This window comes from Lentzea sp. NPDC051838 (assembly GCF_040681245.1).
Lineage (GTDB): Bacteria > Actinomycetota > Actinomycetes > Mycobacteriales > Pseudonocardiaceae > Lentzea.
The window spans coordinates 1,080,092-1,105,156 of record NZ_JBFAYI010000001.1 but is presented as its reverse complement, the minus strand read 5'-3'; the positions used below and the strand labels follow the sequence as shown (position 1 = coordinate 1,105,156).

Sequence of the window (25,065 nt, the reverse complement as noted above, 5' to 3'; positions counted from 1 at the left end):
CGTGAGATGGACCTGATGCTCGGCGGCACTTAGTTTCGGGTGCATGGACACCTTCTGGGACGACGTCGACCGCCACCTCGTCCGCTACGGCGGCACGTTCACGCGCGAGATCATCGACAGCGCGGCGGGGAGCTTCCTGTTCACCGAGGACGGCCGCCGCGTCCTGGACTTCACGTCCGGCCAGATGAGCGCGATCCTCGGCCACTCGCACCCGCGCATCGTCGAGACCGTGCAGCGGCAGATCGCGAACCTCGACCACCTGTTCAGCGGCATGCTCTCGCGGCCCGTCGTCGACCTGGCGCGTCGTCTGGCCGAGACGTTGCCTCCGTCGCTGTCGAAGGTGCAGCTGCTGACGACCGGTGCCGAGTCGAACGAAGCGGCGTTGCGGATGGCGAAGCTCGTGACCGGCAAGCACGAGGTGGTCGCCTTCGCTCGCTCGTGGCACGGCATGACCGCCGCGGCGGCATCCGCGACCTACTCCGCCGGCCGCAAGGGGTACGGGCCCGCGACGCCGGGCAACTTCGCGATTCCCGCGCCGTCCGGTGACTGGCAGGCGCAGCTCGACCTGGCATTCGAGATGGTCGACGCGCAGTCGGTGGGCTCGCTGGCCGCGTGCATCGTCGAGCCGATCCTCAGCTCCGGCGGGATTCTCGAGCCGCCACTGGGCTACTTCGCCGCGCTGCAGCAGAAGTGTCGTGAGCGCGGGATGCTGCTGATCTTCGACGAGGCGCAGACCGGCTTGTGCCGCACCGGGACCTGGTACGCGTTCGAGCGCGACGGTGTGGTGCCGGACATCCTGACGTTGTCCAAGACCCTGGGGGCCGGGTTGCCGTTGGCCGCGGTGATCACCTCGGCCGAGATCGAGGAAGAGGCGTTTGCGCGGAACTACCTGTTCTTCACTACGCACGTGTCGGATCCGCTCGTGGCCGCGGTCGGCAACACGGTGCTGGACGTGCTCGTCGAGGAACGGCTGGACGAGCGGGCGGCGAAGCTCGGGGCGTTCCTGCGCAGCGGGCTCGACGACATCGCCGCGCGGCACTCGCTGGTGTCAGACGTGCGCGGGCGTGGGTTGCTGGTCGGGCTGGAGATCGCGGACGAGTCGCTGAGCGCGCCGATCACGCAGAAGTGCCTGGAGCTGGGGCTGCACATGAACATCGTGCAGATCCCCGGGATGGGTGGGGTGTTTCGGATCGCGCCGCCGCTCACCGCTTCGGAGGAGGAGTTGGCGCTGGGGCTGGGCATTCTCGATGAAGCGATTGGGGCTGCTGGCTGACGGCTTCGGCGGCGGAGTCGGTGTTGGGCTGGGCATTCTCGGTGAGGCGATCGGGGCTGCCGGCTGACGGCCTCGGCGCGGCCTGACCAGTCGGCCACCCGGCTCGGTCGGAAGGTGGAGGCCGGTCAGCCACCCCACCTCCTACGATCACCGCCGTGGGGCAACGTCGCGCGTGGACACAGGTCGATCTGCTGCTCGTCGCCTCGGCGGTGGCGTGCGTGGAGGTCTTCGTCTTCACCGGCCTGGTCAACGGGTTCGACCGGGCCTTCCGGCTGGGCGGCGGCATCGGCGTGACCCCACCCGCGCTGCTCCAGACCCACCTGGTGCGGGTCATCGAGGGCTTGGCGCTGATGCTGCTGGCCGTCCTGGTCACGAGGAAGATTCCACGGCTGCGTGCGGCGGCGGCTGTCACGGCGTTGACGCTGGTCAGCGTGCACGCGGCGATCCTGCGGCCGGGCTTCTACCTCGAACGCCGGGACGCGGTTCTGTTCGTGTCGCTGCTCGCCGTCATCGCGGTCGGCATCGGGGTGGTGCTGCGGATGCGGGACGCCTCGAAGGCGGCGTTGGCGGCCGCGGCTGAGGACCGGGCTCGGCGGGATGAGCGGCTCGACATGGCCCGCGAGCTGCACGACGTCGTCGCCCACCACGTCACGGGCATGCTCGTGCAGGCTCAGGCCGCGCTCGTGGTGGGGGAGCAGGACCGGGCGCGGGCGTACGAGATGTTGCCGGGCATCGTCGACGGCGGCACCGACGCGTTGGGTGCCATGCGGGCGATGGTCAGGACGTTGCGCGACAACGGGACTTCGACCGCGACCAGTGACCTGACCGCTGATCTGCAACAGCTGGTGGAGAGGTCGGGGTTGCCGGTGCGGTCGAGCATCGAGCTGACGACCGACGTGCGGCCGGAGCTGGGGCGGTCGGTGCTGCGGCTGGTGCAGGAAGCGCTGACGAACACGCGCAAGCACGCCGCGAACGCCACGAGCGTCGAGGTCGAGGTGCGGCTGACGGCTTCGGCGGTGCTGCTGTCCGTTGTGGACAACGGGACTGCGCGGCCTGCGCATTCCGGTGGGTTCGGGCTGGTCGGCATGCAGGAACGGGTGCACGAGCTGGGCGGCCGGTTCTTCGCGGGTGCCACCGGGGACGGCTGGCTGGTGACGGCCGAGCTGCCGCTGGAGGTGCGGGCGTGATGGCCGGCTGACCCCAGCCGAACGGCCGACCTCGGCAGCGCCCGGTAGCTGCCTGGCCATGATCTTCCGGCCCTCGGGCCGATTCGCCGGCACCCTCCCCGGCAGCAGGCTCGTCCACATCGGACTTCCGTGTGGACGAAGGGTTTTCCCGTGCTGGAAAAGGTTTTGCGGACACCGCTGAGCGCCGTGCTCACGCGCGTCGATCTGCGCAAGGTCTGGGCCGTGGTCGCGGTCGGCGTCCTGGTCTGGGTCTGCCTGCGCGGCTTCCAGAACGGCCTCATCGACCTGGGCGTCTACCTGGCCGGCGGCGACGCGTGGCGATCCGGGATCGACCTCTACGGCGCGGACTTCCACGCGCCGTCCGGCCTCCCGTTCACCTACCCGCCGTTCGCGGCGATGCTGTTCAGCGGCATCAGCCCGTTGCCGCTGCCGGTGGTCGCGGTGTTCTTCACCGCGGCCGGGATCGGACTCTTCACGGCCGCCTGCCATCTCGCCGCGCGGCAGAGGAAGACCGTGCCGTGGGCGGGTTTCGGGCTGGCCGCGGGCGCGTTGCTGCTCGAACCGTTCCGCAGCGGCCTCGACCTCGGCCAGATCAACATGATCCTGATCGGCCTGGTCGCCGCCGACTGCCTGCTGCCGCGCACGCCGTGGCCCAGGGGGATGCTCGTCGGGCTGGCTGCCGCGATCAAGCTGACCCCGGCGATCTTCGTGCTGTACTTCCTGTCCCGCAAGCAGTTTCGGCCCGCGTTGACGGCCGTCGCGACCTTCTCCGGTGCCGGGCTGATCGGCTGGGTCGGAGCGCCGTCGGACTCGAAGGCGTTCTGGTTCCACGCGATGCTCGACCCGTCACGCGTCGGCGGCCTCCCGTACAGCGCGCACCAGTCGTTGCACGGCCTGCTGATCCGGCTCGGCGCGCCCGACACGGTGTGGATCGTGGTCAGCCTGGCGGTGCTGGCGTTGACCGTGGTCCTGCTCAAGCGACTCGACGACCTCACCGCGCTCCTGGCCGTGGCCGCGACGGGTCTGCTGATCTCACCGGTCTCGTGGTCGCACCACTGGGTGTGGGTCGCGCCCGCCCTGCTCCTGACGACGGGCTGGGTGCGGATCGCGGTCGTGGCCGTGTTCGCCGTCGGCCCGCACTGGCTGCTGCCGACCACGGGCGACAAGGAGCTCGCGTGGACGTGGTGGCAGCACCTCGTCGGCAACAGCTACGTGTGGCTGGCGCTCGCGTTCCTCGGCTGGTGCGCGGTTGCGGCCAGGCGTCATCGCTCGCCGGACCCCGGCGAGGTGAGCACCGCTTCCGGCTACTTGGTGGCCGGTGCGGGCAGCTTGCCGAGCAACGCGCGTGCCTTCCTCAGGATGTCGGCCTCCTCGTGGCCGAAGTCCGAGAGGTAGTGGCGCAGCGCGTGCCGGAGGAGCACGAGCTCCTCGTCGGTGAGTTCCAGTGTGGCACCCATGGGTCCATGTTATGCCTGCTCACGGGGTTTCACTGGATACCGTACTGGCGGATCTTCCGGTAGATCGTGGCCCGTGACATCCCGATCGCCTGCGCCGCCTTGGTCGGGTTCTCGTCGTTGTCCGCCAACGCCGTGATGATCGCGTCTCGTTCCAGTGCCTCCAGCGGCGTCAACCGGCGGTGGGTGACGGATCGGCACTCCGGCGGCAGGTCGTCGACCTCGATCACTCCGCGCGGACGGCGGCGGATCGTCGTGGCCAGCACCCGGCGGAGCTGTGAGATGTTGCCGGGCCAGTCGAGCCGGGCGAGATGAGCCAAAGTGGACGGTGAGCAGGTGACCTCGTCACCCTTGGTCAGCTGGCGCAGCAGATGCGAGACGAGATCGGGCAGGTCGTCGATGTGGTGGCGCAGCGCGGGAACCTCGACCGCGCGCGGGAACAAGGATCGCAGCATCGGCGCAGGCGTTCCGGTCACGACGACCCGGGACGCCGCGCCCACCAAAGCCAGGTCCGAAGGGAGTTCGTGCGCACGAGTCAGCACGACGGTCCCTTCGGGCACGGCCAAGCAAGCCGCCAGCTCGGCACGCCACGCCGCCTCGTCGCCCGCAGGCGGCTCCACCACTCGGAAGTGGCGGCCAGGGGAGCGGTGCTGGTGCACGGCCCGTAGCAGGCTCAGCTTGCCTGTGCCGGGCTCGCCTTCCACGATGAACCAGTCACGGCTCACGAAGTACGTCATGCACTGCTCGACGGCCTTCGACCACGCGGGACCCGAGCCTGCCAAGCCCGGCAGCAGCAACGTGGAGCGTTGGGGGAGCAGCAATCGAAGTGGCGTTGGTGCGGAACGTTCGATCCGGATCCGGAACACGCCGCCGGCCAGCGCCGAACCCATCGAGGCCGGGGAGTAGCGCAGGTGGGCGGTGCGGCCGCTGGGCAGCTCGACGGTGCGCTGCATCTGCCGGGTGTCGACGCGCATCATGTCGATCGAGTAGCCGATGAGGATCTGCTGCTCGGCCGGGTCGACCTGGTGCCGCAAAGCGTCGTTCATCATCACGACGTCGTTGTTGAGAGCCAGCACCGGGCCGGACGTGCGTTGGCAGATCCGCATGTACTCGTGCACCAGCGCCAACTCGCGCTGGCCGGTCTGGTTGCGCAGCTCGGCCTCGATCTGGCGCGCGGTCGACGACGCCAGCGCCGTCACCATCGGGCCCGGCGTCTGCGACCACGTCGTGATGTCGAGGACACCCATCACCGTGCCGCGGACGGGATGCCGGATCGGAGTGCCCGCGCAGGCGAACTTGCCCAGTTCGCCCGTGTAGTGCTCGCGGCCGTCCACGAACGCGGGGAGGCCGCTGGAGATCGCCGTGCCGATGCCGTTGGTGCCGACGAACCGCTCGGCGTAGCTGAAGCCCGGCATCAGCTGCACGTCGTCGAGCGCCTGGGTCATCTGGTTCGTGGAACCGCGGCGGTCGAGCACGAGACCGGTGTGGTCGGTGAGGATGATGCTGACCGCCTCACCCCGGAGCTGTTCGTGCAAACCGTCCAAAACGGGCGCGGCGCTGCGGACGAGAGGCGTTTCCAGGTCGGGGTCGCGGATGAACGGCGCCAGGATGCGGTCCGCGTCGACACCGGACTCTCTGGATCGTTCCCACGAGGCGAGAATCGTCTGGCGGACGTCGGTGCCGGGCTCGTCGGCGCCGCTGAGGAACCGGTCGCGCGCACGACTGACATCGGTCTCCATCGCGAGCCTCCCTGGGGTGGGCTTCCGTTCAGAGTAGGGGCATTGGGCTCCTATGGAGTCTCAGAATGAGACGCCAGTCGGCGGCGCCCCACCACGAACACAACGGCAACCAGCACGACAGCACCGATGCCGATTCCGAGGGCGGTGGTCAGCAGGTCGAAGTCGCCTGGCGCGCCGCCGGGTCTGGGCACCGGCGTCTGCAGCACGGGGAAGCCACTCGGCGTCGGCCCCAGGACGAGTTCCTGCTCCGACGCACCAGGACCAGGCCAGCTCGCCTGCACGAGCACTCGCCATGTCCCGGTGAGTCCTGGTGGAAGCTCGGCGGTGTAGAACGATCGGCCGATCGACGACGGCCGCAGCGGAATCGGGCCCACGTGCCGCCGGTCCGCGGAGTACGCCTCGACGGCGCCCTGCACGGTTTCGTCGACTGGCAGGTTGTCGTCGGTCCAGGACGCGTAGGCCAGGATGCCGGTCCCGCCGTCTCCGGCGATCGTGAACTGCATCGTGGTGTGGGCGAACGCCACCCCGCTGTCCACGAGGAACAAAGCGACGACGACCGCGATGAGCCAGCGCATGGAGTCACCCCGAGAACAGGAGGTAGAGGCCGGTGAACGTGTAGCCGACCATGAGCAAGGTCAACGGCAGCTGCCCGATGACGGCGGCCGCGTGCCCGAACAGTCCGATCGCGCGGTCGTGGGCGGCGACCACACCCAGCACGTGCCCGATCACCACTCCGGTGACCTGCACGATCGCGATCAACGCCGGCGCGAGGAGCGTGTAGTCGACCGAGCCGCCGGAGTTCGCGGCCAGCGCGATCGTGTGTCCGCCCTCGAAGACGAACAGCGAGAAGTAGTGCGCCCCAACGTATCCCACCGCGATGGGCACGATCGAGTGCGCGAACCGTTGCGGCAAAGCGGGAACATCGCCGAGCATTCCGCACAGTCGCGTGGCCACCGTGTAGCTCAGCCCGACCGCCGCGATCGTGCCGACCAACCCGCCAGTGCCCGTCACGATCCCTGACAGCCCAGTGGCTTTCTGGGCGCTGACCCAGAACTGGGCGTGCGAGAACGAGTCGTAGACCGTGGCTCCGAACATCGTGCTCACCAACGCGACCAGCCCCGGCGCGGACTCCAGCCCCGCCAGACCGTTGAACGGGTTTCGCACCACCAGCCGCCCATCAGGCCGGCGGCCGACGGGAGCGAGCGAGCCGACCACGGTCGAATAGGCTTCGAAGCCATCGCAACGATCGAACCACCGCACGCCGAACACCAGCGCACCGATCAGCTGCGCGGCCCCGTAGCAGGCGAAGAACACCACGATCGTGTGGGTGCTGGCCCTGGTCGGCGACACCAGCTCCAGCCACGTGAACGCCAGCAGCCCGGCCACCGCGGGCCAATAGCCGACCCACGCGGGCAAGGTCGCGAACCCGCGCCAGCCGCGAACCATGGTGCGCAACGGGTTGAGCTGCCGCCACACCGGCCCGAACACCAACGACGCGGGCACGATCCCGACCCAGAACAACACGTACACGAAGCCGGGCGCGGGGTTCGAGGTGTCGTCCGGCCCGAAGATCGCGATGATCGCCACCGACGCCGTGAGCACCAGCCCGATCAGCTGCAGCGCGTACCGGAAGCCGCGTGCGTCGAGAAACCGTTGCAGCACAAGAGGAAGCGGACGGCCTCCGAACCGGTCGAACCGAGGTTGCCGCCACAGCACGCCCAGCGCCACGAACGACACGGCGACGACGAGCACCCCGGCGACGAGGGTCAAGGAGAACGGGATGGGCAGGTCACGACGACCGCCCACCCCGTGCGCCAGCACGAGCATCAGCTCACCTGCAGCTGCAGCAGAAGCAGGTCCTGGTGGTGCAGCTCGACCTCGAACACACCGGGCTGGTCGGCGGTGAACTCCAGCGTCGCCTGCTGCCCTGCCTTCAACGTGGCCTTCTTGTCGTAGCCGTGGACGTGCACCTCGTCGTCCTCGTCGCTGACGATCGTGATGCGGACGGGTTTGCCGAGCTGGACAGGCCTGACACTGGACGCGGGTACGACCGACCCGCCCTGCACCGTCACGTCGAAAGCGGTGGTCGCTGGAGCGGACGACGTGGTCTCGGCGGCAACCGGTGCGTGCTGCTGGTGCATGGTCGTCGTTGCTGTTTCGCCGGAACCGCAAGCGGCGAGGGCGAAACAGGCGGCAACGGCGAGGATGCGACGGTGCATCGGAGCTCCTTCTAGGGGTTCTGCCCGGCGGCGATCGCGGTGACCACGTCCCGCAACGGATCGAGGTCGGTGAACAGCGCGGAGGTCGTGCGAGCGGTCTCCCGCACGTAACGGATCAGGGAGGCGACGTCCCGGCGGTAGCGCTTCTCGCCCACGGACACGGCGATCGCGGCGAGCGGCCGCCCCGAACCGTCGAGCACCGGCGCGGCGACACAGCACACGTCCGGCGCGAACTCCTCGACGTCGACCGCGTAACCCTTGGCCCGCACGTCGGCCAGCTCCTCGTAGAGCCGTCCGGGACTGGTGATCGTCGTCGGCGTGTACTCGGGAAAGCGCGGCTGCCTCAGGTAGGAGGGCCACCGCAAAGGCGGACGAGTCGCGAGCAGCACCTTGCCGATCGCCAGTGCGTGGGCGGCACCGCGGAACCCCGGCGACACGTCCTGCAGCTCGCTCGCCCCGCGTCGGCCACGCACCCAGGTGATCTCCAGGTCGTCCGCCGCCCACATGCCGGCATAGGCACGAGCCGCCGCACGATCGCGGAGCTCCAGCAACGCGGGTTCCAGTCGTTGCGGCAACGTCCAGGAGGCCACATAACCCCGGAACAGCTCGGCGATCTTCGGCCCGAGCGTGAACAGACCGCGTGACACAGGGGACTGTTCGACGAATCCCAAGTGGGACAAAGACTGCAACAAATGGTAGGCGGAGGAGAGACTCTGCCCGAGGTGGCGGGCGATCGCCTTGGCGGGTACTCCCCGCGGTTCCGCGGCGAGGGCTTCCAGTACTCGCATGACCTGCGTCGCGGTGCCGGTGGAGGGGCGCTGAAGTAGTGGATCACTGTGCATTCCGGCCTCCTGGTGCCACGGCGCTGTGTCGTGAACCAGGGGAGCAGCTACGCGCAGTGGTGGGTGTCTCACCTTGAGACGCGGTCTTCCACGGGCTGCGGCACCGATTCAGTGCGCGGCTGAGGGATCTCCACCGGCTTTTTGGAGCGTGGTTCCGCCATGAGGTGGACGGCGAGGCGCAGCACGACGAACGCCACGACCGCCACGACGAACATGATCACGGTCACCCCGGCTTCGGACACGGGACTCACCTCCTGATGTCGTGGGGCGACTGTGGGCGTGACCGGCCGGTACGCGAAGCGAGGACCTGCGATAAGCGGGTGGCTTCTGCGCTGGGCTGGAAGATCCGCCCGATTCGGCGCCGACGGTCTTGGCCAATCAGGCGAGCAGCGGGTCACTTGTCGCCACCACCACATCGGCGACCGAGGAGCTTGCATGTACGAGAAGGACGGACGGCGGTTCTACGTCGTCGACGGCCACATCCACCTCTGGGACGGTTCGCCCGCCAACCAGCGCAACCAGTACGGCGCCGGGTGGATCCAGTGCTTCTACGACTACCACTCCGCGTTGAGCCCCAAGGAATGGCTGTGGGCCAAGGAGAAGTTCGACCGGTACACGTCCGAAGACCTGATGCACGACATCTTCGAGAAGGCAGGCGTCGACGTCGCGATCTTCCAGCCCACCATCCTGTCGGAGTTCTACCTCGACGGCTTCTACCGCCGCCGCGAAACCGCGGAACTCGCCGCAGAGCACCCGGACAAGCTGATCGTCAACGGCGTCTGGGACCCGCGCGACGGTGAGGCCGGTCTGGAGGCGTTCGAGGACGAGGCCACGAAGTTCCAGTACCAGGGCGTGAAGCTCTACACCGCCGAGTGGCGCGGTGACTCCAAGGGCTACTCGCTCACGGATCCAATGGCTTACCGGTACCTGGAGAAGTCCGCCGAGCTCGGCATCAAGAACATCCACATCCACAAGGGCCCGACGGTCTGGCCGCTCAACCGCGACGCGTTCGACGTGCACGACGTGGACGACGTCGCCACCGCGTTCCCGCAGCTGAACTTCGTCGTCGAGCACATCGGCCTGCCGCGGCTGGAGGACTTCTGCTGGATCGCCACGCAGGAGTCGAACGTGTACGCGGGCATGGCGGTCGCGATGCCGTTCATCCACACCAGGCCCCGCTACTTCGCGCAGATCATGGGCGAGTTGCTGTACTGGGTCGGCGAGGACAAGATCCTCTTCGGCAGCGACTACGCGATCTGGGAACCGAAGTGGCTGATCGACGCGTTCGTCGACTTCCAGATCCCGCAGGACATGCAGTCGGAGTACGGCGAGATAAGCGACGTGGCCCGCGCCAAGGTGCTCGGTCTCAACGCGGCACGGCTCTACGACCTCAAGGTTCCCTCCGGAGTCATTGGAGCGCCTGAGCTGGCGGTCGTGTCGTGACCCGGCTGGAAGACGTCTGGGCGGCGCTGGCGACAGTCCGCGACCCCGAGGTCGATCGGCCGATCACGGAGTTGGGATTCGTCGCCTCCGTCACCGAACACGACGACGGCGTGCACATCCAGATGCGGCTGCCCACTTACTTCTGCGCGCCCAACTTCACCTATCTGATGATGGACGACGCCCGCGCGGCGGCTTCCAGGGTTGCCGGTGCCGTCCACGTCGAGCTGGCCGACCACTTCGAGTCCCGGCGCCTAGGCAACGGCGTCGGCACCGGGTTCGCGGCCACGTTCGGTGCACAGGCCGACGGTGAGCTCGACGCGATGCGGGATCGCTTCCGCCGCAAGACCTTTCTGATCCGGCAGGAACTTCTCTGCCGGGAGCTGGAGGTCGCCGACGACCGGTTGCCGAGTCTTGTCGTCGGCGATCTCCCTCGCTCCGAGGCCAACCGCGACTACCTGCGCATCCGGGACGAGCTCGGCTTCAGCTGCGCCTACTCGGCACCGTTCCTGCTCGCCGCCGACGGCAGACCGGTTCTGCCCGAAGCCGTTGACCGGCACCGGAAAGCCGCTCGCGTGATGGCCCTGTCCTACGAAACGAACGGCGCGATGTGCACCGCCCTGCTCGAAGCCCGTTACCCCACAACCGAAGGAGCCGCCTGATGAAGGCCGCGAGACTGCACGACTACGCCGACGGCGTGCTCCGGCTGGACGACGTACCCACACCGGAGATCACCGGACCGCACGACGTCATCGTGCGCATCGGCGGCGCCGGGGTGTGCCGCACCGACCTGCACGTCATCGAGACGGTGTGGCGCGACACGCTCAACCCCGTCCTGCCGTACACGCTCGGCCACGAGAACGCGGGTTGGGTGGAAGAAGTCGGCTCCGCTGTGTCGTCGGTCCGTCCCGGCGACGCGGTGATCGTCCACCCGCTGATCACCTGCGGGGTGTGCGCGGGCTGCCGTCGCGGTGAGGACATGTACTGCACGAACTCGCAGTTCCCCGGCCTGAACGCCGACGGAGGGTTCGCGGAGTACCTCAAGACCTCGGAAAGGTCAGTGGTCAGGCTCGCCGAGGGGCTGGCGCCGGCGGACGTGGCGCCGTTCGCCGACGCCGGCATCACGGCGTACCGGGCGGTGAAGAAGGCCGCTGGTTCGCTGCCCGCGGGCACTCGCACGGCGATCGTCGGCGCGGGCGGGCTCGGACACATCGCTATCCAGGCGCTGAAAGCCCTGTCTCCCACCGAGGTGATCGTGGTCGACACGTCCGAGTCGGCACTCGGTCTCGCGAAGGAACTGGGCGCCGAACACGTGGTGAACGCCAACGACGATCCGGTCGAACAGGTGCTGGATCTGAGCGGCGGCACCGGCATCGAGGCGGTCATCGACTTCGTGGGCGAGCACGGCACCACCGAACAAGGCCCGGCGATGTTGGCGCAGGGCGGTTCCTACTACGTCGTCGGCTACGGCGGCCGCGTGGACCTCCCGGCGTTGAAGATCATCTTCAGCGAGATCAACGTCGTGGGCAACCTCGTCGGCAACTACACCGAGCTCTCCGAGCTGATGGCGCTCGCCGCCGTCGGGAAAGTCCAGCTGCACAGCCAGGTCTACGGCCTGGACCAGGTCAACGACGCGTTGGCGGACCTCGCCGCCGGTCGTGTTCAGGGCCGAGCGGTCCTCGTCCCGTAAGGAGGGATTTTCGATGACCCACACCATCTCCCCACCGTCGAAAACCGAGTCCGAGCCGCCCGAAATCCACGAACGTCCAGGCAGGGGCCCGATCGACTGGCTCGGCGGCTGGAAGACCCTCTTCATCGCCTCCGCGCTGCTGGCGGCGTCGTTCATCGGCCTGCGGATCTACCAGGGCTACTTCGCCTGGTGGAACGAGGCGGGCCTCAACTCGAAGAGCCCGGCGTTCACCAAGTACTGGTTCAGCCTGTTCATCATCGAGGTGCTCCTCGCCGGCGCGATCACGCTGAGCTGGTGGGGCTGGCTCGCCAAGAAGGGCAAGCAGCTCGTCGACAAACCCATCACGCACCGGGAAGAAGTACGCAGGATCGCGGTGTTCTGGGGCCTGGTCGGCGCCACCTGCGTGGTCCTGTACTTCATGGCGAGCTTCTTCCCGAACCAGGACGGCGTCTGGCACCAGACCGCGGTTCGCGACACGGCGCTCACCCCGAGCCACATCGTCATGTTCTTCTGGGCGTTCCCGCTCGGCATCACCATGACCGTGGGCACGTACCTGTACGGCCGGTTCTGGCTGCCGAAGGTCTACGGCGCGCAGAAGGGCTTCCCCTGGTCGTTCTTCCTGCTCATCGCCGCGTCGGTGACCGAGATGATGCAGGTCGCGATGAACGAGTGGGGCCACAGCCTGTGGATCACCGAGGAGATCTTCGCGGCACCGTTCCACTGGCCGTTCGTCACCTACGGCTGGCTCGCGTCGGGCATCTTCGCCTGCTGGGCCGAGACGTTGGGCCGCTTGTTGCAGATCGAGGACGAGCTGCCACCCGAAACGCGCACGGAGACCGTCGCTGAGGCACCTGCGAGGACGGCGTCATGACCACTGCTGCTCCCGAGCGGTCACTGGAACCGCTGCTGAACCGGAAGTACAAGTACATCGACCGCAAGTGGGACATCGTTTTCTGGGTGACCGCTGTGTTCGTGGTGGCCGCGGCCGCTGACATCACGAAGCTGCTCTTCGCCGGCGACTGGGACTTCTGGACGGACTGGAAGGACCGCCAGTGGTGGCCGATCGTCACGCCGTTCGCGGTGGTGATCATCCCGTCGGCCCTGCAGTACATCCAGTGGCTCGCGTGGAGGATGCCGACCGGCGCCACCTACACGGCGCTCTGCCTCGCGGCGGCGTCGTGGGTCGGCCGGATCTTCAACTGGAACTGGTTCGGAGGGTTCCCGACGAACTTCGTCTGGCCGATCTCGATCATCGCGGGCGCGATCTGGCTCGACTGGGTTCTGTTGAAGACCAAGAGCTTCGTGATGACCTCGCTCGTGGGAGGGCTCGGCTTCTCGCTGATCATCTGGATAGCGAACTACACGACGCTCGCGCCGTTCCTGCAGCCGCTCAAGTGGATGGGCCTGCCGATCACGGTGGCGGACGCGCAGGGCATCGAGTACGTGCGGTCGCAGACACCCGAGTACCTGCGCATGATCGAGTCCGGGTCGCTGCGCACGTTCCTCGGTGAAACCCAGTACGTGGCACTGGTCTTCGGCGCGACACTCGCCGTCGCCGGGTACTGGCTCGGTCAGTTCATCGCCCGCAAGCTCGCCATCTGGCCGATCGGCCGCTTCCTGACGAAGGTGTGAGATGATCAAGAAACTAGTCGGCCTCGTGCTGGCCATCTTCTGCCTCGCCCCGGCGCCGATGGCCTTCGCTCACGGCGAGGACGCGCAGGAGTCGTTCCTGCGCATGGGAACCATCGCGTTCTGGGACGTGAAGTTCAGCGTCCCCGACGGCGGCGACCTCGGGCAGAACGAGGCGTTGAAGCTCACCGGCACGGCCAAGATCCTGGAGACCTGGCCACAGCAGCTCGCCACGCCGGAGCTCGGGTTCATCAGCATCGTCGCGCCCGGCCCGGTCGTGACCATCCAGGAGCGCACGATCAACGGGAAGCCCGCGCCGGACGCCATCGAGGTGCACAAGGGCGGCGTCTACGACTTCTCCATGACGCTGGTGGGCCGTCGCGTCGGCAAGTGGCACATCCACCCGATCTTCGGTGTGCACGGCGCGGGGTCGCTGCTCGGACCTGGCTCGTACGTCAACGTCACCGAATCGCCCGGCGGCTACGTGAACACCGCGCAGCTGTCGAACGGCGAGACGATCGACATGGAGTCGGTCGGGTTGGGCGGACTGACGTTCTGGGCGATCGTGTGGGGCATCGTCGGGCTCGCCTGGCTGCTCTACTGGATCGTGCCGAAGCCGACGGTCACGCGGCTCGCGGTCACGTCGCAGATCCCGCTCAACACCGACGGCGGCGCGCACGGCCTGATCACGAAGAAGGACCACCGGGCGATGAACCTGGTGATGGCCGTGACGGTCCTGCTGCTCGCCGGCGGGTGGATCTACCAGACCGTGGCGTACCCGGACAAGATGCCGCAGCAGGTGCTGCGCTTCGACCCCGGCCAGCCGGAGGCCGTTCCCGCGTTCGTGACGGCCAAGGCGAACTCCGCGGTCTACGACCAGTCGACGGACACCGTGCGGATGAAGGTGAGCGTGCACAACACCGGTTCGACGCCGGCCACCGTGCAGGCGTTCACGACGTCCACGCTGACGTTCCCGACGAAGGGCGTCGCCTCACCGGTCAACGGCCGGATCGCCGAGGTCGACAACCCCGTCGTGGCACCCGGCGAGACCAAGGTGCTGACGATCGACATGCGGGATCCGGTGTGGAGCCAGGAAAGGCTGATGCCGGTCAACCAGTCCCGTCTGGAGATCACCGGGGTGCTGCGGCTCAAGGAAGCCGGTGGTGACGAGAACGAGCTGACGGTCCAGTCGTTCGTCACGCCGGAGAAGATCAGCACATGACCAGCCGGGGCGGTGCCGTTGTACTGGCACCGCCCCGGTTTCCCACAGAGAGGACTTCGCACCGTGACGGTGATCGTTCTTGCGCACGGCGCCGGTGGCCCGGTGGAGACGCTGGTCGGGATCGCTCCGGTCGTGCTGGGGCTGCTCATGCTGTCCGGCTTGGTGCTGCTGCTGGCCGGGGACAGGCGCCGCGAGTACGACCTGCACGAGGGCGTCCGCGACGAGACGCCGAGCCCCGGCAGGCAGATGTTCGACGGCGAGTACGACTGGAGCCACCTGCTCCTGGTCGCGGATGTCGAGGCTGTGTTTGACGCTGCGGAGGAGGAGAGGGCTCGCGATGTCGCGCACACGTGACGTTCGGAGCCTCGCGCCCGAGGCTTTGAACGAGGAGGAGGCTGAACGCGATGTTGCGCACACGTAGTCGTTGGGCCACCGGCACTCTGGAGCACGCGGTCACCCGTGGCGCGACCGTCGGGATCGCGGCCGCGCTGCCCACGGTGGCGTTGCTGATGATCGCCGGCGGCACGTACCGCGGCATCGGGTTCGCTACACCGATGTACAGCGTGATCAGCGTGCTGGACCCGACGCCGATGTTCGCGGCTCTGGAAGCCGTGGGACGTGGTGCCGCGGCGCCGTTCCAGCACCAGGCGTTCGTCGCGGGACTGGCGACGTGCCTGATGCTGGGCGCGGTCTCCGGGGTGGTGTTCACGGTCGGTGTCACGAGGCATCAGGTGCGGAACTGGCGTGCATTGGCGATCATCGGGCCGATGCACGGGATCCTGATGATGGCGTTGTTCTACCTCGGCGTGCTGTTCGTGCTCAGCAAGTTCCTCAACGCGGATCTCGTCGCGTTCAGTCTGAGCGGGCTGGTCGGCTGGCCGACGTTGATCGCCGCACACGTGTTGTACGGCGTGGTGCTGGCGGTGTGGGCGGCGCGGCGCGGTCCTGACACCGCGCCGCCCGTACCGAAATGGCAGCAGCGTTAGTACTTGAGCAAGTACTTCATCGACCTCGCCATCACGCTGTTGCGGATGGCAGGGTCGGTGATGCCCTCGAAGCCGAACCCGAAGTACAGCGTGTCCGGCGTCTTCACGATGGCGCCCTCCGGGAACCCGGCGGCGGTCGTGCGGGTGAAGTTGTTGCTGTTCGGCGCACTGCCCTCCGGCGGACCGGTGACGGCCCAACCGTCCAAAGCGGACTCGAACGACGTCGAACCCTCACCGGTCGTCACGACGATGTCGTCCAGGAACACGCCGAGACCCTGCGTGGCCCAGTCGCTCGCGTAGGCGATGGACACCTCGACCTGGCTGCCCGCGTAGGCGGTCAGGTCGACGTTCCACTGCTGCCAGCCACCCGACCCGCCGGACGCCGCGTTCCACGAACCCGTTGTGCCGGTGGGCGTACAGGTGCCGTCGGGGTTGAGCGTCTGGTAGTGGTCGAGCTGCGGGTGCAGATCCCGCCAGCCGGCCGCGCAGCTGTCGCCGGTCTCGGTCGTCGTGTGGCCGTTGAGATCCGGCAGCGTCGTCCAGTTCGTGCCGCCCGCGGTCCGGGCTTCGACGAACACGTGGTCCCACGCGGGTTCCGTGTCGTGCGAGGTCCAGAACGACATCTGCGCGCCACCCGCCGGAACCGTGATCGTGCGCGTGAGCCGCTTGTACGACACGTCACTGATCTGCGAGTACATGTAGTACTCACCGGTGTGCGGCGAGAACGGGCCGCCTGGGCGGTCCCAGGCCGCCGCGACCTCGCTGCGGAACTGCGGGTACTGGTTCACCGGCAGCAGACCGCTCGTCGTCAGGAACGACGCCGTGTGGTCCTGGTTCGCCGCGCTGCCGAGCCCGTTGAGGGTGAGCGAGACACCGGTGAACGGGCTCGCGACGCCCTTGACGCCGAACGCGTCGCCGTTGTCGTCCTGGCCCGTGCCCTCGTTGACGATCGCCGCGCCGAACCAGTACTCGAGGACGTCGTTCACGTTGTCGCCGGAACCGGACAGCGGACGGCACCGCGTCGCCGCGTCGGGTAGCGTGCTGCACTGCTTGTTCTCGAACGGGTCGTAGAGCTGCGTGCCGTGACCCGTGGCGTACTGGTGCCCGGCGTACTTGCCGGTGTAGAGCACCTTGCCACCCTCGTTGAGGTAGTCGCGGATCTCGAACAGCTCGGTCTGCGCGAGACTCGAGGCGTTGCCAGGGGCCCACCCCGCCTCGCGCGTCACGACGTCGTCACCCGTGTACCAGATGACGGCCTTGTAGTGGCTCAGCACACCGAGCGCGTCCGGTGCCTTGCGGCCGTTGGCATCCACGTCGTACACGTCGTAGCTGATGCCGTTGGCGGTCAACGCGTCCGTGTAGTAGCTCAGGTACTTCGGCGCGGTAACGCCCTGAACCGGTGATGCGCCCGTGTAGTCCTCCGCGGCCATGACGAGGACCTTGTCGTGCGTCTCGGACACGGCGCGGTACGTGAACGACTTGCTCTTCTTGCCGCCGCCCTCGAACCAGACCTTGACCTCGTCACCGGGCCTGGTGCCGGTGACCGTACCGCGCATGACGTGGAAGTAGTTGGCGTTGCCGATGCCGTACTTCTCGCCGCCCTCCCACTCCGACGTCGGCGCGCTGCGCACCGGCCCGTTGCCGATCTGCCACTTCGCGGTGACGCGGCCGAGCGACTTCTTGGCCAGCACCCGGACTTCCTGCGGGTCGCCGTACGAGACGTCGAACGTGAAGTCCAACATGGACAGCGGCGCGTTCTCCGGGTCGATGTCGGCCTGGTCGAGGTAGAACGGCTCGACCGTGATGCCGACCGACGACTTCGGGTTCGACGGGTCCTGTGCTGACATCGCCTGCGACAGCGCGAACGGCAGCGTCTTCTGGAACTCGGCCTCCACGAGCGCCTCGTCGTCGGGGAAGACGAAACCACACCCCTCGCAGCCTTCACCCAGCTCGGGCGTGAAGGCCACGGTCCCGGCGTGAGAGTCGGCGTAATCGGTGGTTTCGCCGTTCGTGACGTAGAGCTCGTCGGAGCTGATTCCCGGGTCGAAGCCGGGAATCGCGGGCTTGGCGTCGGTACCGGCCATCGCGACGTAGATCGGGTTGTCGGCCTCGGGCGATCCGGTCTGCCAGCCCTGCGGGTACAGGATCTGGTTTGCGGCGGAGTGCCAGTTGGTCTGGAACTTCGGCCTGATCCGGGTCAGCAGGCGCTGCATCGCCTTCGTCTCCGGCTCCGACGCCGCGCTCAAACCCCGGAAGGTGTCGCTCGCGGTCGCCGTCGACGAGCCCTCGTTGTCGTAGTTCCAGTGCTCGTCGAAGTTGCGGTTCGGGTCCACGCCGTCGCCGACGGTGATCACGCCGTTGCCGTCGTTGTCGCGCAGGTTCTTGCGCCACAGGCGTTCGGCGTCGAACGTGTACTGGTAGCCGTCCGGGTTCGCGACGAGCACGAACCACAGCTCGGTCTGCTTCAGGAGGTTCTTGATCTCCTGGTCGCCCGCCTTGAACTTGGTGACGTAGTGGTTGAGCAGCCTGCGGTTGACCTCGGTGCTGATCCACTCCCGCGCGTGCTGCGTCGACGAGTACAGCACCGCCGGCCTGCTGCCGTCGCGCGAGCCGTTGGCGCCCTGCGTGACCTTGAGCGCGATGATCTCGCGACCCTGCCCGGTCTTTCCGAGCACCTCGAGCTTGACGAGGTTGGGGTTGTTGCGCGCCAACGCGTACAGCTGGTCGCGGATGCCGCCCTTCTCGTCGTAGGAACGCCAGACGGTGAACCCGGCCGCTGCCTGTTCGACGGCGAGCTGGCGGGTGGTCTTGCCGTCCTTGTTCTTCTTGACCTTCGCGTCGACGCCGCGCTTCGCGAGGTCCTTCTGCTGGTCGGCGTCGAGGACGAGCTCGACCTCGACCTTGTCGCCAGCGGTTCTGGCGCCGGCGATGTCCAGCCCTTGTCTGGACAGATCTCCGGCTTGTTCGGGAGTCACCTCGGCGACGTAGACGTCGAGGGGTTCGCTGGGCTGTGGGGCGGCTTGGGCGGGTGACGCCGCGATGCCGCCGACGACGAGTGCCAGTGCGGACAGGAGAGACGTGGACCGCTTCATGCGTTCCTCCGGGGCGTGCGTGGTCAACGCAAGACCCGCCGACGCTACGCCGACCAGGCGTTACTTTGACGAGCCTTTAGGCCCTACACGATCGGCCCAACGGTGGCAGGTCGTGTTTGGACGGTCACTTCTTGTACGTCCAGCTGTACTTCTCGATGTCCGGCCGCTGTTCGAGAGCCTCCAACGCGGCTGTCGCGTCGAGTCCGGTCGCCATCCGCGCGGCGAGGGCACCACCGAGCTGGGCGGCGGCGCAGGACGTTCCGCGCCACGACGCGAAGCCCGAGCTGAGGTCCACCTTGGAGCCGCTGAGCATCTCCACCTCGGCCGAGGCGGGGTAGGAGCTGACGAACTCCCCGGTCGCTCCAGGGTTCACGGTGCACGTCACCCACGGGAGGTCGGGGCTGTAGTCGAGGTTCCGCTCGTCGCTGAGGTTCGCCTCGGGGAACGGGGTGGGCACGCCGGCCGCGACGACGCCGGGCAGCGCGGCCGGCCACGTGGGGGAGTCGCGAGTGATCTGGAGGTCCGGCGTCATCCCGGCCACCGCGCCGTGGTTGCCCGCCGCGGCCACGACCGTCATGCGGCGGTTGAGCCGTTCGATCGCACGCTCCAGGATCAGCGGCGCCTTGCCGTCGTGGGTGCGGCAGCCGCTGGCGAGCACGAGCACGTGCACCCGCCTGTCCGGCTCGTCGGTGAAGAACTCCTCGAGTTTCTTGACCACGTCCCACGCCGAGGCCTTGCCCTTGTCGTCGAGTGCGGCGCGCGCGATGAGCTTGGCCTTGGGCGCCTCCTGGAGGACGAGACCCGCCATGAACAGGCCGTGCCCCTCTTCGAAGTAGACGGCCGCGTCGCTCGTCGCCTTGGTGAAGCCGACCGCCTCGATGGAGTCGTCGGGGACGTTGTCGTGGTGGGGGATGGCGGTGTCGAGCAAGCCGACGCGGATGCCGTTGCCCTCGTCGCCCTCAAGCCATCCTTCGGGCACGTCCAGGACGGGGATCGGGTCCCACAGCGCGTGACTCTTGGTCTGCGGGTACGCCCCGAACTGGCTGGTCATCTGCCTGTTCTTGCCGAGGGGCGGCACCCAGCCGCCACAGCGTCGTGCGAGCCTCAGCCGCAGTTCGGTGAGCACGGGATCGAGGTCGGCGACCTTCGGGCGCACGAGCTCCTTGGTGACCGGGTCGGGCCGCGGCTCGACGTGGACGAGGTCGAGGAGGGTCAGGTCGAACGCAGGAGCGTCGGCGTGCTGCTTGCCTTCGATGCCGAGCTCGTCGAGCACCTGCCGCACGGCGTCGAGGTACCTGCTGTCGACGACGAGCTGCCCGGCGCCCTCGTCAGTGGTGGTCATGTCAGCCTCCGGAGTGAGTTCTCGCAGAACCGATGCCGCCGTGCCTCGCGTTGATACCTTGGTCATCATGGTGCCGGGATCGGCGTTACACGCGGCGCGCGAGGCGATGCGGCTCGCCGACGCCGATCCGGTCAAGGCGATCCCGGTGGCGGCGGACGTCGTCGCGCGTGCTCAGGGCGATGTGGCGGCGCGCGCGTTGGCCGAGCAGGCGTGGGGCCACGCGCTGTCGCAGACCGGGCAGGTCGATCTCGCTGTCACCCATTTGCGCCGCGCGGTGCGACTCGGGGTGGGCAAGGCGGCCGCGGAGAGCCGGATGAAGCTCGCGTTCGCTCTCGTGCACCAGGGTCGTGCCGCGTCCGCCTTGCGCGAGGTGGATCTGGCGGTGCCGTTGCTCGGCGCGCGTGCTCGCGGGCAGCGCGCGGTGATCCTCTACCACCTGGGCAGGCTCGACGAGGCGTTCGCGGACTATCAGGTGGCGGGGCGCGCGTTCCGGCGCGGCGGGGACAAGCTGGGACTGCAGCGGCACCTCGTCAACACGGGGATTCTGCAGGCCGAACGGCAGAACTTCGCGGCCGCGGTGAAGGACCTGCTCGAAGCCGACCGCCTGGCTCGCGAGCTCGACCGGCCGCTCGTGGTCGGGATCATCGCGGAGAACCTCGGGTGGGTGGAGAGCCGTCGAGGGGACGTGCCGGCCGCTCTGGCGCACCTGGACCGGGCCGAGGAGATCATCGCGCGGCACGGCGGTCAGCTCGCGCCCGTGCTGCAGGACAGGGCTGAACTGTTGCTGTCCGTCGGATTGTTCAGCGAGGCCCGCGACCACGCCTCGCAGGCGCTTTCCGCTTTCCGTGCGGACGGTCGTCAGCTCAAGGTGCCGGAGATGGGGCTGCTGCTCGCCGACGCCGCGCTGCTGGCGTCGGACTGGGAGGCCGCGGCTCAGCACGCCCGTGCCGCACTGGCGCAGTTCACTCGCCAGGGCCGTTCTCACCACGCCGCGCTGGCCCGATCGACCGTGCTGCGGGCCGCGTTGAGCGCGGGAAAGCCGAGCCGGGTCACCGACCTCGACGCCATGATCACGGCGTTGGACGGCAATCCGGCTGCCGTGGTGGAGGCGCACATCGACGTTGCTCGTCTGTGTGAACGACGAAGACAGCCGGGGCGTGCGGCCGAGCACCTGATGGTCGCCCGCGCCGCACGGGTTCGCGGCCCTGCGGCGTTGCGGGCTCGCGGCTGGTACGCGGAAGCCTTGCTGCGCACCACTCCTCGTTCCGCGATGGCTGCGGCACGACGAGGACTTCGCGTGCTCGACGAGAACCACGCCGCCCTGGGCGCGAGCGATCTGCGGGCCCACTCGGCCATGCACCGCGCCGACCTGGCCGCGCTGGGGTTGCGAGTGGCGTTGACCTCCGGCACACCCGCGGACATCTTCGAGTGGGCAGAGCGCGGCCGTGCTTCCCGCTTCCTGCAACGCTCCGTTCGTCCGCCTGACGACCCTGAGCTCGCGTCTCTGCTGCCCCTGTTGCGCGCCACGGCCCTGGAACTGGAAGGCAATCCCACTCCACGGCTGCGGCACCGCCAGGTCGAGCTGGAACGGCAGATCAAGAACCGCAGCCGCCTGCTCCGCGCCGATGCCGGTGGGCCCGCCGACCCGGTTCGACCGTCCTCATTGGACCTCGGTGACCGCGTGCTGATCCAGTTCATCGAGATCTCCGGCACTCTGCTGGCGTTGCGTCTCGCGAACGGACGGCTGGACCTGCGGACCGTGGGTTCCGTGGCTGAGGTCTGTGCTCTGCTCGAACGCGTGCCGTTCGCGTTGCGGCACCTGGCACATCGGCCGCGTCCCGAGATCGCCAAGCTGCTCCGGACGACCACCGCGAAACTCGACGCGTTGTTGTTGCCCACCTGCGATCGGCCGCTGGTCGTCGTCCCGACCGGGGTGCTGCACGACGTCCCGTGGTCGTGTCTGCCTTCGTGCCAAGGGAAACCGGTCGTGGTCTCACCGTCCGCGACCCTGTGGCACACCGCGGCGACCAGGCCCGCGCGTGCTCGAACGTTCGCCGTGGCAAGCGGTCCGGGCCTGCCGGGTGCGGGAGAGGAAGCCACCGCCGTCGCCGAGATCCACCAGGTCGCCGCTGCAGGGCACGCCACGGTCGACGACGTCCTGAAAGCCTTGAACACGGCCGGCACCGTGCACCTCGCGGCGCATGGCCGGCTCAACCCGGACAACCCGCTGTTCTCGGCCCTGTCCCTGCACGACGGCCCGCTCGTGGTCTACGACGTGCAGCGCCTCGACCAGGTCCCGGAAACCGTGATCATGGCCGCCTGCGACGTCGGCCGGTCCGTGGTGGTGTCCGGCAACGAACTGCTCGGGCTCGCGGCGACGTTCCTGGAACGCGGTACCTCGCAGCTGATCGCCTCGGTCGTGCCGGTGCCGGACGCGGAGACCAAGGACCTGATGATCGCGGTGCACCGGCGGTTGCGGGACGGACGCACACCCGCGGAGGCGCTCGCCGCGGCACAGGAAGAGCTGGATCGTCCGAACGGCTTCGTGTGCGTGGGCGCCTAGAAGACAGCCCACGCACACGAAACCTGTCATCAGCGGGCGAACTGGAACCAGTTCACGTTCGCCAGGTCACCACCCGTGCCACCGGTCGCCACCAGGTAGAGCCGGTGCACCCCGGTCGCCCCGGAAGCAGCCGCGGTACGACTGGTCCACGTCTGCCAGCCACCCGTGCTCGCCGCGGACACCGTGGCCACGAGCGGGCCGGTCGGGCTGTCCAGCCGGTACTGCAGCGTGCCGTTGGCGGTCGAACCGGACGCGATCCGCGTGGTCACCGACGTCGGCGGCGTGGCACCGAAGTCGACGTCCGCGTAGGCGACGTAGTCGCCCGGCGTCAGGTAGCCGACGTTCTGGCCGCAGCCCGAGTCGGTGCACCGCTCGACCTGGGTGCCGCGCTGCTCGTCGTAGTATGAGGCACCGATCAGCGCGTAGGCGTTCTGCGTGGCCGGGAACTGCGCGCCGAACCCGTAGGGGAACAGGGGTGCTTTGCCGTCACCGACGTTGATCGGCTGCTGCGAGGCGCTCTGCATCCACGTGAACGGCAGCGTGCCGGTCGGCTTGTAGTCGCCGAACAGGACGTCCGCCACGCCGTTGCCCTCGGTGCCCGGCAGCCAGGCCGCGACCAGGGCGGTCCACTGCGGCAGCTGCGCCGCGATGTCCAGCGGGCGGCCCGACACGAGCACCACGACGACCGGAACACCGGTGGCGCGCAACGTGTTCAGCGTTGCCAGGTCCTCGGAGTCCAGGCCCATCGCGCCCGGCTTGTCGCCCGCGCCCTCGGTGTACGGCGTCTCACCGACCACGGCGATCGCGGCCTGGTACGTGCCGTCGATGCCGGTGCCGTTGCGGTTGTAGGTCACAGTGGTGCCAGACGACACCGCCGAGCGAATGCCTTGCAGCACAGTGGTTCCCGGCGTCACCGGACCGCTGCCGCCCTGCCAGGAGATCGTCCAGCCACCGCTCTGGTAGCCGATGTTGTCCGCGCTCTTGCCCGCGACGAAGATCTTCGACGAGGTCTTCGAGAGCGGCAGCACGCCGTTCTGGTTCTTCAGCAGCACCTGCGACTTGCGCACGGCCTCGCGGGCCAGCGCGCGGTGTGCCGCGTTGCCGACGGTCGGCGTGTACGAGCGGTCGGTCAGCGGCTTCTCGAACAGGCCCAGCTCGAACTTCTTGGTGAGAATCCGGCGGTTGGCGTCGTCGATGCGCGACATCGGCACGCGACCCGCCTGCACCTCGGCCTTGAGCAGCGTGATGAACGAGCGCCACTCGGTCGGCACCATGATCATGTCGAGGCCGGCGTTGATCGACGTGCGGACCTCGGCCGCGGTGAAGCCGGGCTGGCCGTCGATCTGGTCGATGGCGTTCCAGTCCGACACGACGAGGCCGCTGAAGCCGAGCTCGCCCTTCAGCAGGTCGGTGATCAGGTACTTGTGGCCGTGCGTCTTCACGCCGTTCCAGCTGCTGTACGTGATCATCACCGAACCGACGCCGCGCGCGATCGCCTCGCGGAACGGCGGCAGGTGAACAGAACGCAGCTCGGCCTCGCTGATCTGCGTGTTGCCCTGGTCGTCGCCGTCGGTCGTGCCGCCGTCACCGATGTAGTGCTTGGCAGTGGCGAGAACCGAGCCCGAGTCGGACAACCGAGTGCCCTGCAGACCGGTGATCATCGTGGTCATCGACGTGGCGTTCTCGGGCGTCTCGCCGAACGACTCGTAGGTGCGGCCCCAGCGGTCGTTGCGCGCGACGCACAGGCACGGCGCGAAGTCCCAGTCGATGCCGGTGCCCGACACCTCCTCGGCGGTCGCGCGGCCGATCCGCTGCACCAGGCCGGGGTCGCGGGTCGCGCCGAGGCCGATGTTGTGCGGGAAGATCGTGGCGCCCACGACGTTGTTGTGGCCGTGCACCGCGTCCACGCCGTAGATCAGCGGGATCTTCAACGGCGTGGCCCTGGCCGCGTTCTGGAAGCTGTCGTACATGTTCGCCCACGACGTGGCGTTGTTGGGCGACGGCGCGGAACCGCCACCGGACAGCAGCGAGCCGATCCGGAAGTTCGTCAGGTCGGCGTTCGACACGGCGTTGCGTTCCGCCTGCGTCATCTGCCCGACCTTCTCGTCGAGTGACATCCGGCCGAGCAGGTCGGCGACGCGCGCCGGGATCGGCTGGGTCGGGTCCAGGTAGATCGGGTCAGCCGCGGCGGCCGTACCGGTGGGGACCGCGGCGGCCGTCAGCAGCAGCACGGCCGCGAGGATCTTTCTCATGGGGGCAGACCTCAGGGGGACGAGGTCCTGTTTACCTTGCGGCACAACAGGGTGGCCGGAGCGTAACCTGGCGTTGACAAGGTGGTATAGACCATCAGGGAACCGGAACTGCGACCGGTTCCCCGCGGTCGGCGT

At 68.3% G+C, this 25,065-nt stretch carries 21 protein-coding genes and 2 pseudogenes; 12 read left to right on the top strand and 11 right to left on the bottom strand.

The window, feature by feature from the left end; translation table 11 throughout:
- Nucleotides 1-43: 43 nt before the first annotated feature.
- The 3 genes from AB0M24_RS05055 to AB0M24_RS05045 all read left to right on the top strand — a co-directional run bounded on the left by AB0M24_RS05055 (nt 44) and on the right by AB0M24_RS05045 (nt 3,855).
- Nucleotides 44-1,273 (top strand): aspartate aminotransferase family protein, encoded by a 1,230-nt coding sequence (locus AB0M24_RS05055; protein WP_363761191.1) that lies wholly within the window; start codon nt 44-46, stop codon nt 1,271-1,273.
- A gap of 155 nt (nt 1,274-1,428) precedes the next feature.
- Nucleotides 1,429-2,460 (top strand): histidine kinase, encoded by a 1,032-nt coding sequence (locus AB0M24_RS05050; protein ID WP_363761189.1) that lies wholly within the window; start codon nt 1,429-1,431, stop codon nt 2,458-2,460.
- 150 nt (nt 2,461-2,610) lie between these two features.
- Nucleotides 2,611-3,855: a glycosyltransferase 87 family protein gene (locus AB0M24_RS05045; protein ID WP_363761187.1), complete on the top strand. Its 1,245-nt coding sequence runs from the start codon at nt 2,611-2,613 to the stop codon at nt 3,853-3,855.
- Between the two features lie 91 nt (nt 3,856-3,946).
- Here the strand turns inward: AB0M24_RS05045 and AB0M24_RS05040 are convergent, their stop codons facing one another.
- The 7 genes and pseudogenes from AB0M24_RS05040 to AB0M24_RS05010 form a co-directional block, all read right to left on the bottom strand.
- A complete protein-coding gene (locus tag AB0M24_RS05040) occupies nt 3,947-5,653 on the bottom strand; it encodes a helix-turn-helix domain-containing protein (protein ID WP_363761184.1) in 1,707 nt (568 codons plus the stop codon).
- Nucleotides 5,654-5,703: 50 nt separating this feature from the next.
- Nucleotides 5,704-6,228: a hypothetical protein gene (locus AB0M24_RS05035; RefSeq protein ID WP_363761182.1), complete on the bottom strand. Its 525-nt coding sequence runs from the start codon at nt 6,226-6,228 to the stop codon at nt 5,704-5,706.
- Between the two features lie 4 nt (nt 6,229-6,232).
- Entirely contained in the window at nt 6,233-7,480 is a 1,248-nt protein-coding gene (locus AB0M24_RS05030) for a hypothetical protein (protein ID WP_363761180.1), read from the bottom strand.
- Complete coding sequence (locus AB0M24_RS05025) at nt 7,480-7,872, bottom strand: hypothetical protein (protein ID WP_363761178.1); 393 nt, start codon at nt 7,870-7,872, stop codon at nt 7,480-7,482. Before AB0M24_RS05025 ends, AB0M24_RS05030 begins: the two co-directional genes overlap by 1 nt.
- 11 nt (nt 7,873-7,883) lie before the next feature.
- Nucleotides 7,884-8,519: an IclR family transcriptional regulator C-terminal domain-containing protein gene (locus AB0M24_RS05020; RefSeq protein ID WP_363761574.1), complete on the bottom strand. Its 636-nt coding sequence runs from the start codon at nt 8,517-8,519 to the stop codon at nt 7,884-7,886.
- Between the two features lie 12 nt (nt 8,520-8,531).
- Nucleotides 8,532-8,660, bottom strand: a pseudogene (locus tag AB0M24_RS05015) (helix-turn-helix domain-containing protein); the annotation flags it as partial.
- Nucleotides 8,661-8,782: 122 nt separating this feature from the next.
- Nucleotides 8,783-8,956, bottom strand: coding sequence for a hypothetical protein (locus AB0M24_RS05010; RefSeq protein WP_363761176.1), 174 nt, complete (start codon nt 8,954-8,956; stop codon nt 8,783-8,785).
- A 193-nt stretch (nt 8,957-9,149) separates the two neighbouring features.
- Between AB0M24_RS05010 and AB0M24_RS05005 the strand changes: the two genes are divergently transcribed.
- From AB0M24_RS05005 to AB0M24_RS04970, 8 genes are all read left to right on the top strand, one after another.
- Nucleotides 9,150-10,157: an amidohydrolase family protein gene (locus AB0M24_RS05005; protein WP_363761174.1), complete on the top strand. Its 1,008-nt coding sequence runs from the start codon at nt 9,150-9,152 to the stop codon at nt 10,155-10,157.
- Nucleotides 10,154-10,816 (top strand): iron-sulfur cluster assembly protein, encoded by a 663-nt coding sequence (locus tag AB0M24_RS05000; protein WP_363761172.1) that lies wholly within the window; start codon nt 10,154-10,156, stop codon nt 10,814-10,816. Before AB0M24_RS05005 ends, AB0M24_RS05000 begins: the two co-directional genes overlap by 4 nt.
- On the top strand, nt 10,816-11,844 hold the full coding sequence (locus tag AB0M24_RS04995) for an NAD(P)-dependent alcohol dehydrogenase (protein ID WP_363761170.1): 1,029 nt from the start codon (nt 10,816-10,818) through the stop codon (nt 11,842-11,844). The genes AB0M24_RS05000 and AB0M24_RS04995 overlap by 1 nt, the downstream gene beginning before the upstream one ends.
- Before the next feature lie 13 nt (nt 11,845-11,857).
- The gene (locus tag AB0M24_RS04990) at nt 11,858-12,715 is read left to right on the top strand and encodes a methane monooxygenase/ammonia monooxygenase subunit C (protein ID WP_363761168.1); all 858 of its coding nucleotides are present in this window, start codon (nt 11,858-11,860) and stop codon (nt 12,713-12,715) included.
- Nucleotides 12,712-13,476: a methane monooxygenase/ammonia monooxygenase subunit A gene (locus AB0M24_RS04985; RefSeq protein ID WP_363761166.1), complete on the top strand. Its 765-nt coding sequence runs from the start codon at nt 12,712-12,714 to the stop codon at nt 13,474-13,476. The genes AB0M24_RS04990 and AB0M24_RS04985 overlap by 4 nt, the downstream gene beginning before the upstream one ends.
- Nucleotide 13,477: 1 nt before the next feature.
- Nucleotides 13,478-14,695 carry a methane monooxygenase/ammonia monooxygenase subunit B gene (locus tag AB0M24_RS04980; RefSeq protein ID WP_363761164.1) on the top strand — a complete coding sequence of 406 codons (1,218 nt, stop codon included), beginning with the start codon at nt 13,478-13,480 and terminating at the stop codon, nt 14,693-14,695.
- A gap of 63 nt (nt 14,696-14,758) precedes the next feature.
- Nucleotides 14,759-15,049 (top strand): hypothetical protein, encoded by a 291-nt coding sequence (locus AB0M24_RS04975; RefSeq protein ID WP_363761162.1) that lies wholly within the window; start codon nt 14,759-14,761, stop codon nt 15,047-15,049.
- 50 nt (nt 15,050-15,099) lie between these two features.
- On the top strand, nt 15,100-15,681 hold the full coding sequence (locus AB0M24_RS04970; RefSeq protein WP_363761160.1) for a hypothetical protein: 582 nt from the start codon (nt 15,100-15,102) through the stop codon (nt 15,679-15,681).
- Here the strand turns inward: AB0M24_RS04970 and AB0M24_RS04965 are convergent.
- Entirely contained in the window at nt 15,678-18,773 is a 3,096-nt protein-coding gene (locus tag AB0M24_RS04965; RefSeq protein ID WP_363761158.1) for a M14 family zinc carboxypeptidase, read from the bottom strand. The genes AB0M24_RS04970 and AB0M24_RS04965 overlap by 4 nt on opposite strands.
- Nucleotides 18,774-18,897: 124 nt before the next feature.
- Complete coding sequence (locus AB0M24_RS04960; RefSeq protein WP_363761156.1) at nt 18,898-20,115, bottom strand: S8/S53 family peptidase; 1,218 nt, start codon at nt 20,113-20,115, stop codon at nt 18,898-18,900.
- Nucleotides 20,116-20,182: 67 nt separating this feature from the next.
- Here AB0M24_RS04960 and AB0M24_RS04955 point away from each other — a divergent pair, with 67 nt between their 5' ends.
- A complete protein-coding gene (locus AB0M24_RS04955) occupies nt 20,183-22,678 on the top strand; it encodes a CHAT domain-containing tetratricopeptide repeat protein (protein WP_363761154.1) in 2,496 nt (831 codons plus the stop codon).
- A 29-nt stretch (nt 22,679-22,707) separates the two neighbouring features.
- Here the strand turns inward: AB0M24_RS04955 and AB0M24_RS04950 are convergent, their stop codons facing one another.
- A complete protein-coding gene (locus AB0M24_RS04950; RefSeq protein ID WP_245821832.1) occupies nt 22,708-23,094 on the bottom strand; it encodes a carbohydrate-binding protein in 387 nt (128 codons plus the stop codon).
- Nucleotides 23,095-23,121: 27 nt separating this feature from the next.
- Nucleotides 23,122-24,930, bottom strand: a pseudogene (locus AB0M24_RS04945) (glycoside hydrolase family 3 protein); the annotation flags it as partial.
- Nucleotides 24,931-25,065: the final 135 nt, after the last annotated feature.

What these genes read in the sequence shown, in the direction of transcription:
- AB0M24_RS05055 (WP_363761191.1), top strand. Translation starts at nt 44, where the DNA reads ATGGACACCTTCTGGGACGACGTCGACCGCCACCTCGTCCGCTACGGC.
- AB0M24_RS05040 (WP_363761184.1), bottom strand. Translation starts at nt 5,653, where the DNA reads ATGGAGACCGATGTCAGTCGTGCGCGCGACCGGTTCCTCAGCGGCGCC.
- AB0M24_RS05035 (WP_363761182.1), bottom strand. Translation starts at nt 6,228, where the DNA reads ATGCGCTGGCTCATCGCGGTCGTCGTCGCTTTGTTCCTCGTGGACAGC.
- AB0M24_RS05030 (WP_363761180.1), bottom strand. Translation starts at nt 7,480, where the DNA reads ATGCTCGTGCTGGCGCACGGGGTGGGCGGTCGTCGTGACCTGCCCATC.
- AB0M24_RS05025 (WP_363761178.1), bottom strand. Translation starts at nt 7,872, where the DNA reads ATGCACCGTCGCATCCTCGCCGTTGCCGCCTGTTTCGCCCTCGCCGCT.
- AB0M24_RS05005 (WP_363761174.1), top strand. Translation starts at nt 9,150, where the DNA reads ATGTACGAGAAGGACGGACGGCGGTTCTACGTCGTCGACGGCCACATC.
- AB0M24_RS04995 (WP_363761170.1), top strand. Translation starts at nt 10,816, where the DNA reads ATGAAGGCCGCGAGACTGCACGACTACGCCGACGGCGTGCTCCGGCTG.
- AB0M24_RS04990 (WP_363761168.1), top strand. Translation starts at nt 11,858, where the DNA reads ATGACCCACACCATCTCCCCACCGTCGAAAACCGAGTCCGAGCCGCCC.
- AB0M24_RS04985 (WP_363761166.1), top strand. Translation starts at nt 12,712, where the DNA reads ATGACCACTGCTGCTCCCGAGCGGTCACTGGAACCGCTGCTGAACCGG.
- AB0M24_RS04980 (WP_363761164.1), top strand. Translation starts at nt 13,478, where the DNA reads ATGATCAAGAAACTAGTCGGCCTCGTGCTGGCCATCTTCTGCCTCGCC.
- AB0M24_RS04970 (WP_363761160.1), top strand. Translation starts at nt 15,100, where the DNA reads ATGTTGCGCACACGTAGTCGTTGGGCCACCGGCACTCTGGAGCACGCG.
- AB0M24_RS04965 (WP_363761158.1), bottom strand. Translation starts at nt 18,773, where the DNA reads ATGAAGCGGTCCACGTCTCTCCTGTCCGCACTGGCACTCGTCGTCGGC.
- AB0M24_RS04960 (WP_363761156.1), bottom strand. Translation starts at nt 20,115, where the DNA reads ATGACCACCACTGACGAGGGCGCCGGGCAGCTCGTCGTCGACAGCAGG.
- AB0M24_RS04955 (WP_363761154.1), top strand. Translation starts at nt 20,183, where the DNA reads ATGGTGCCGGGATCGGCGTTACACGCGGCGCGCGAGGCGATGCGGCTC.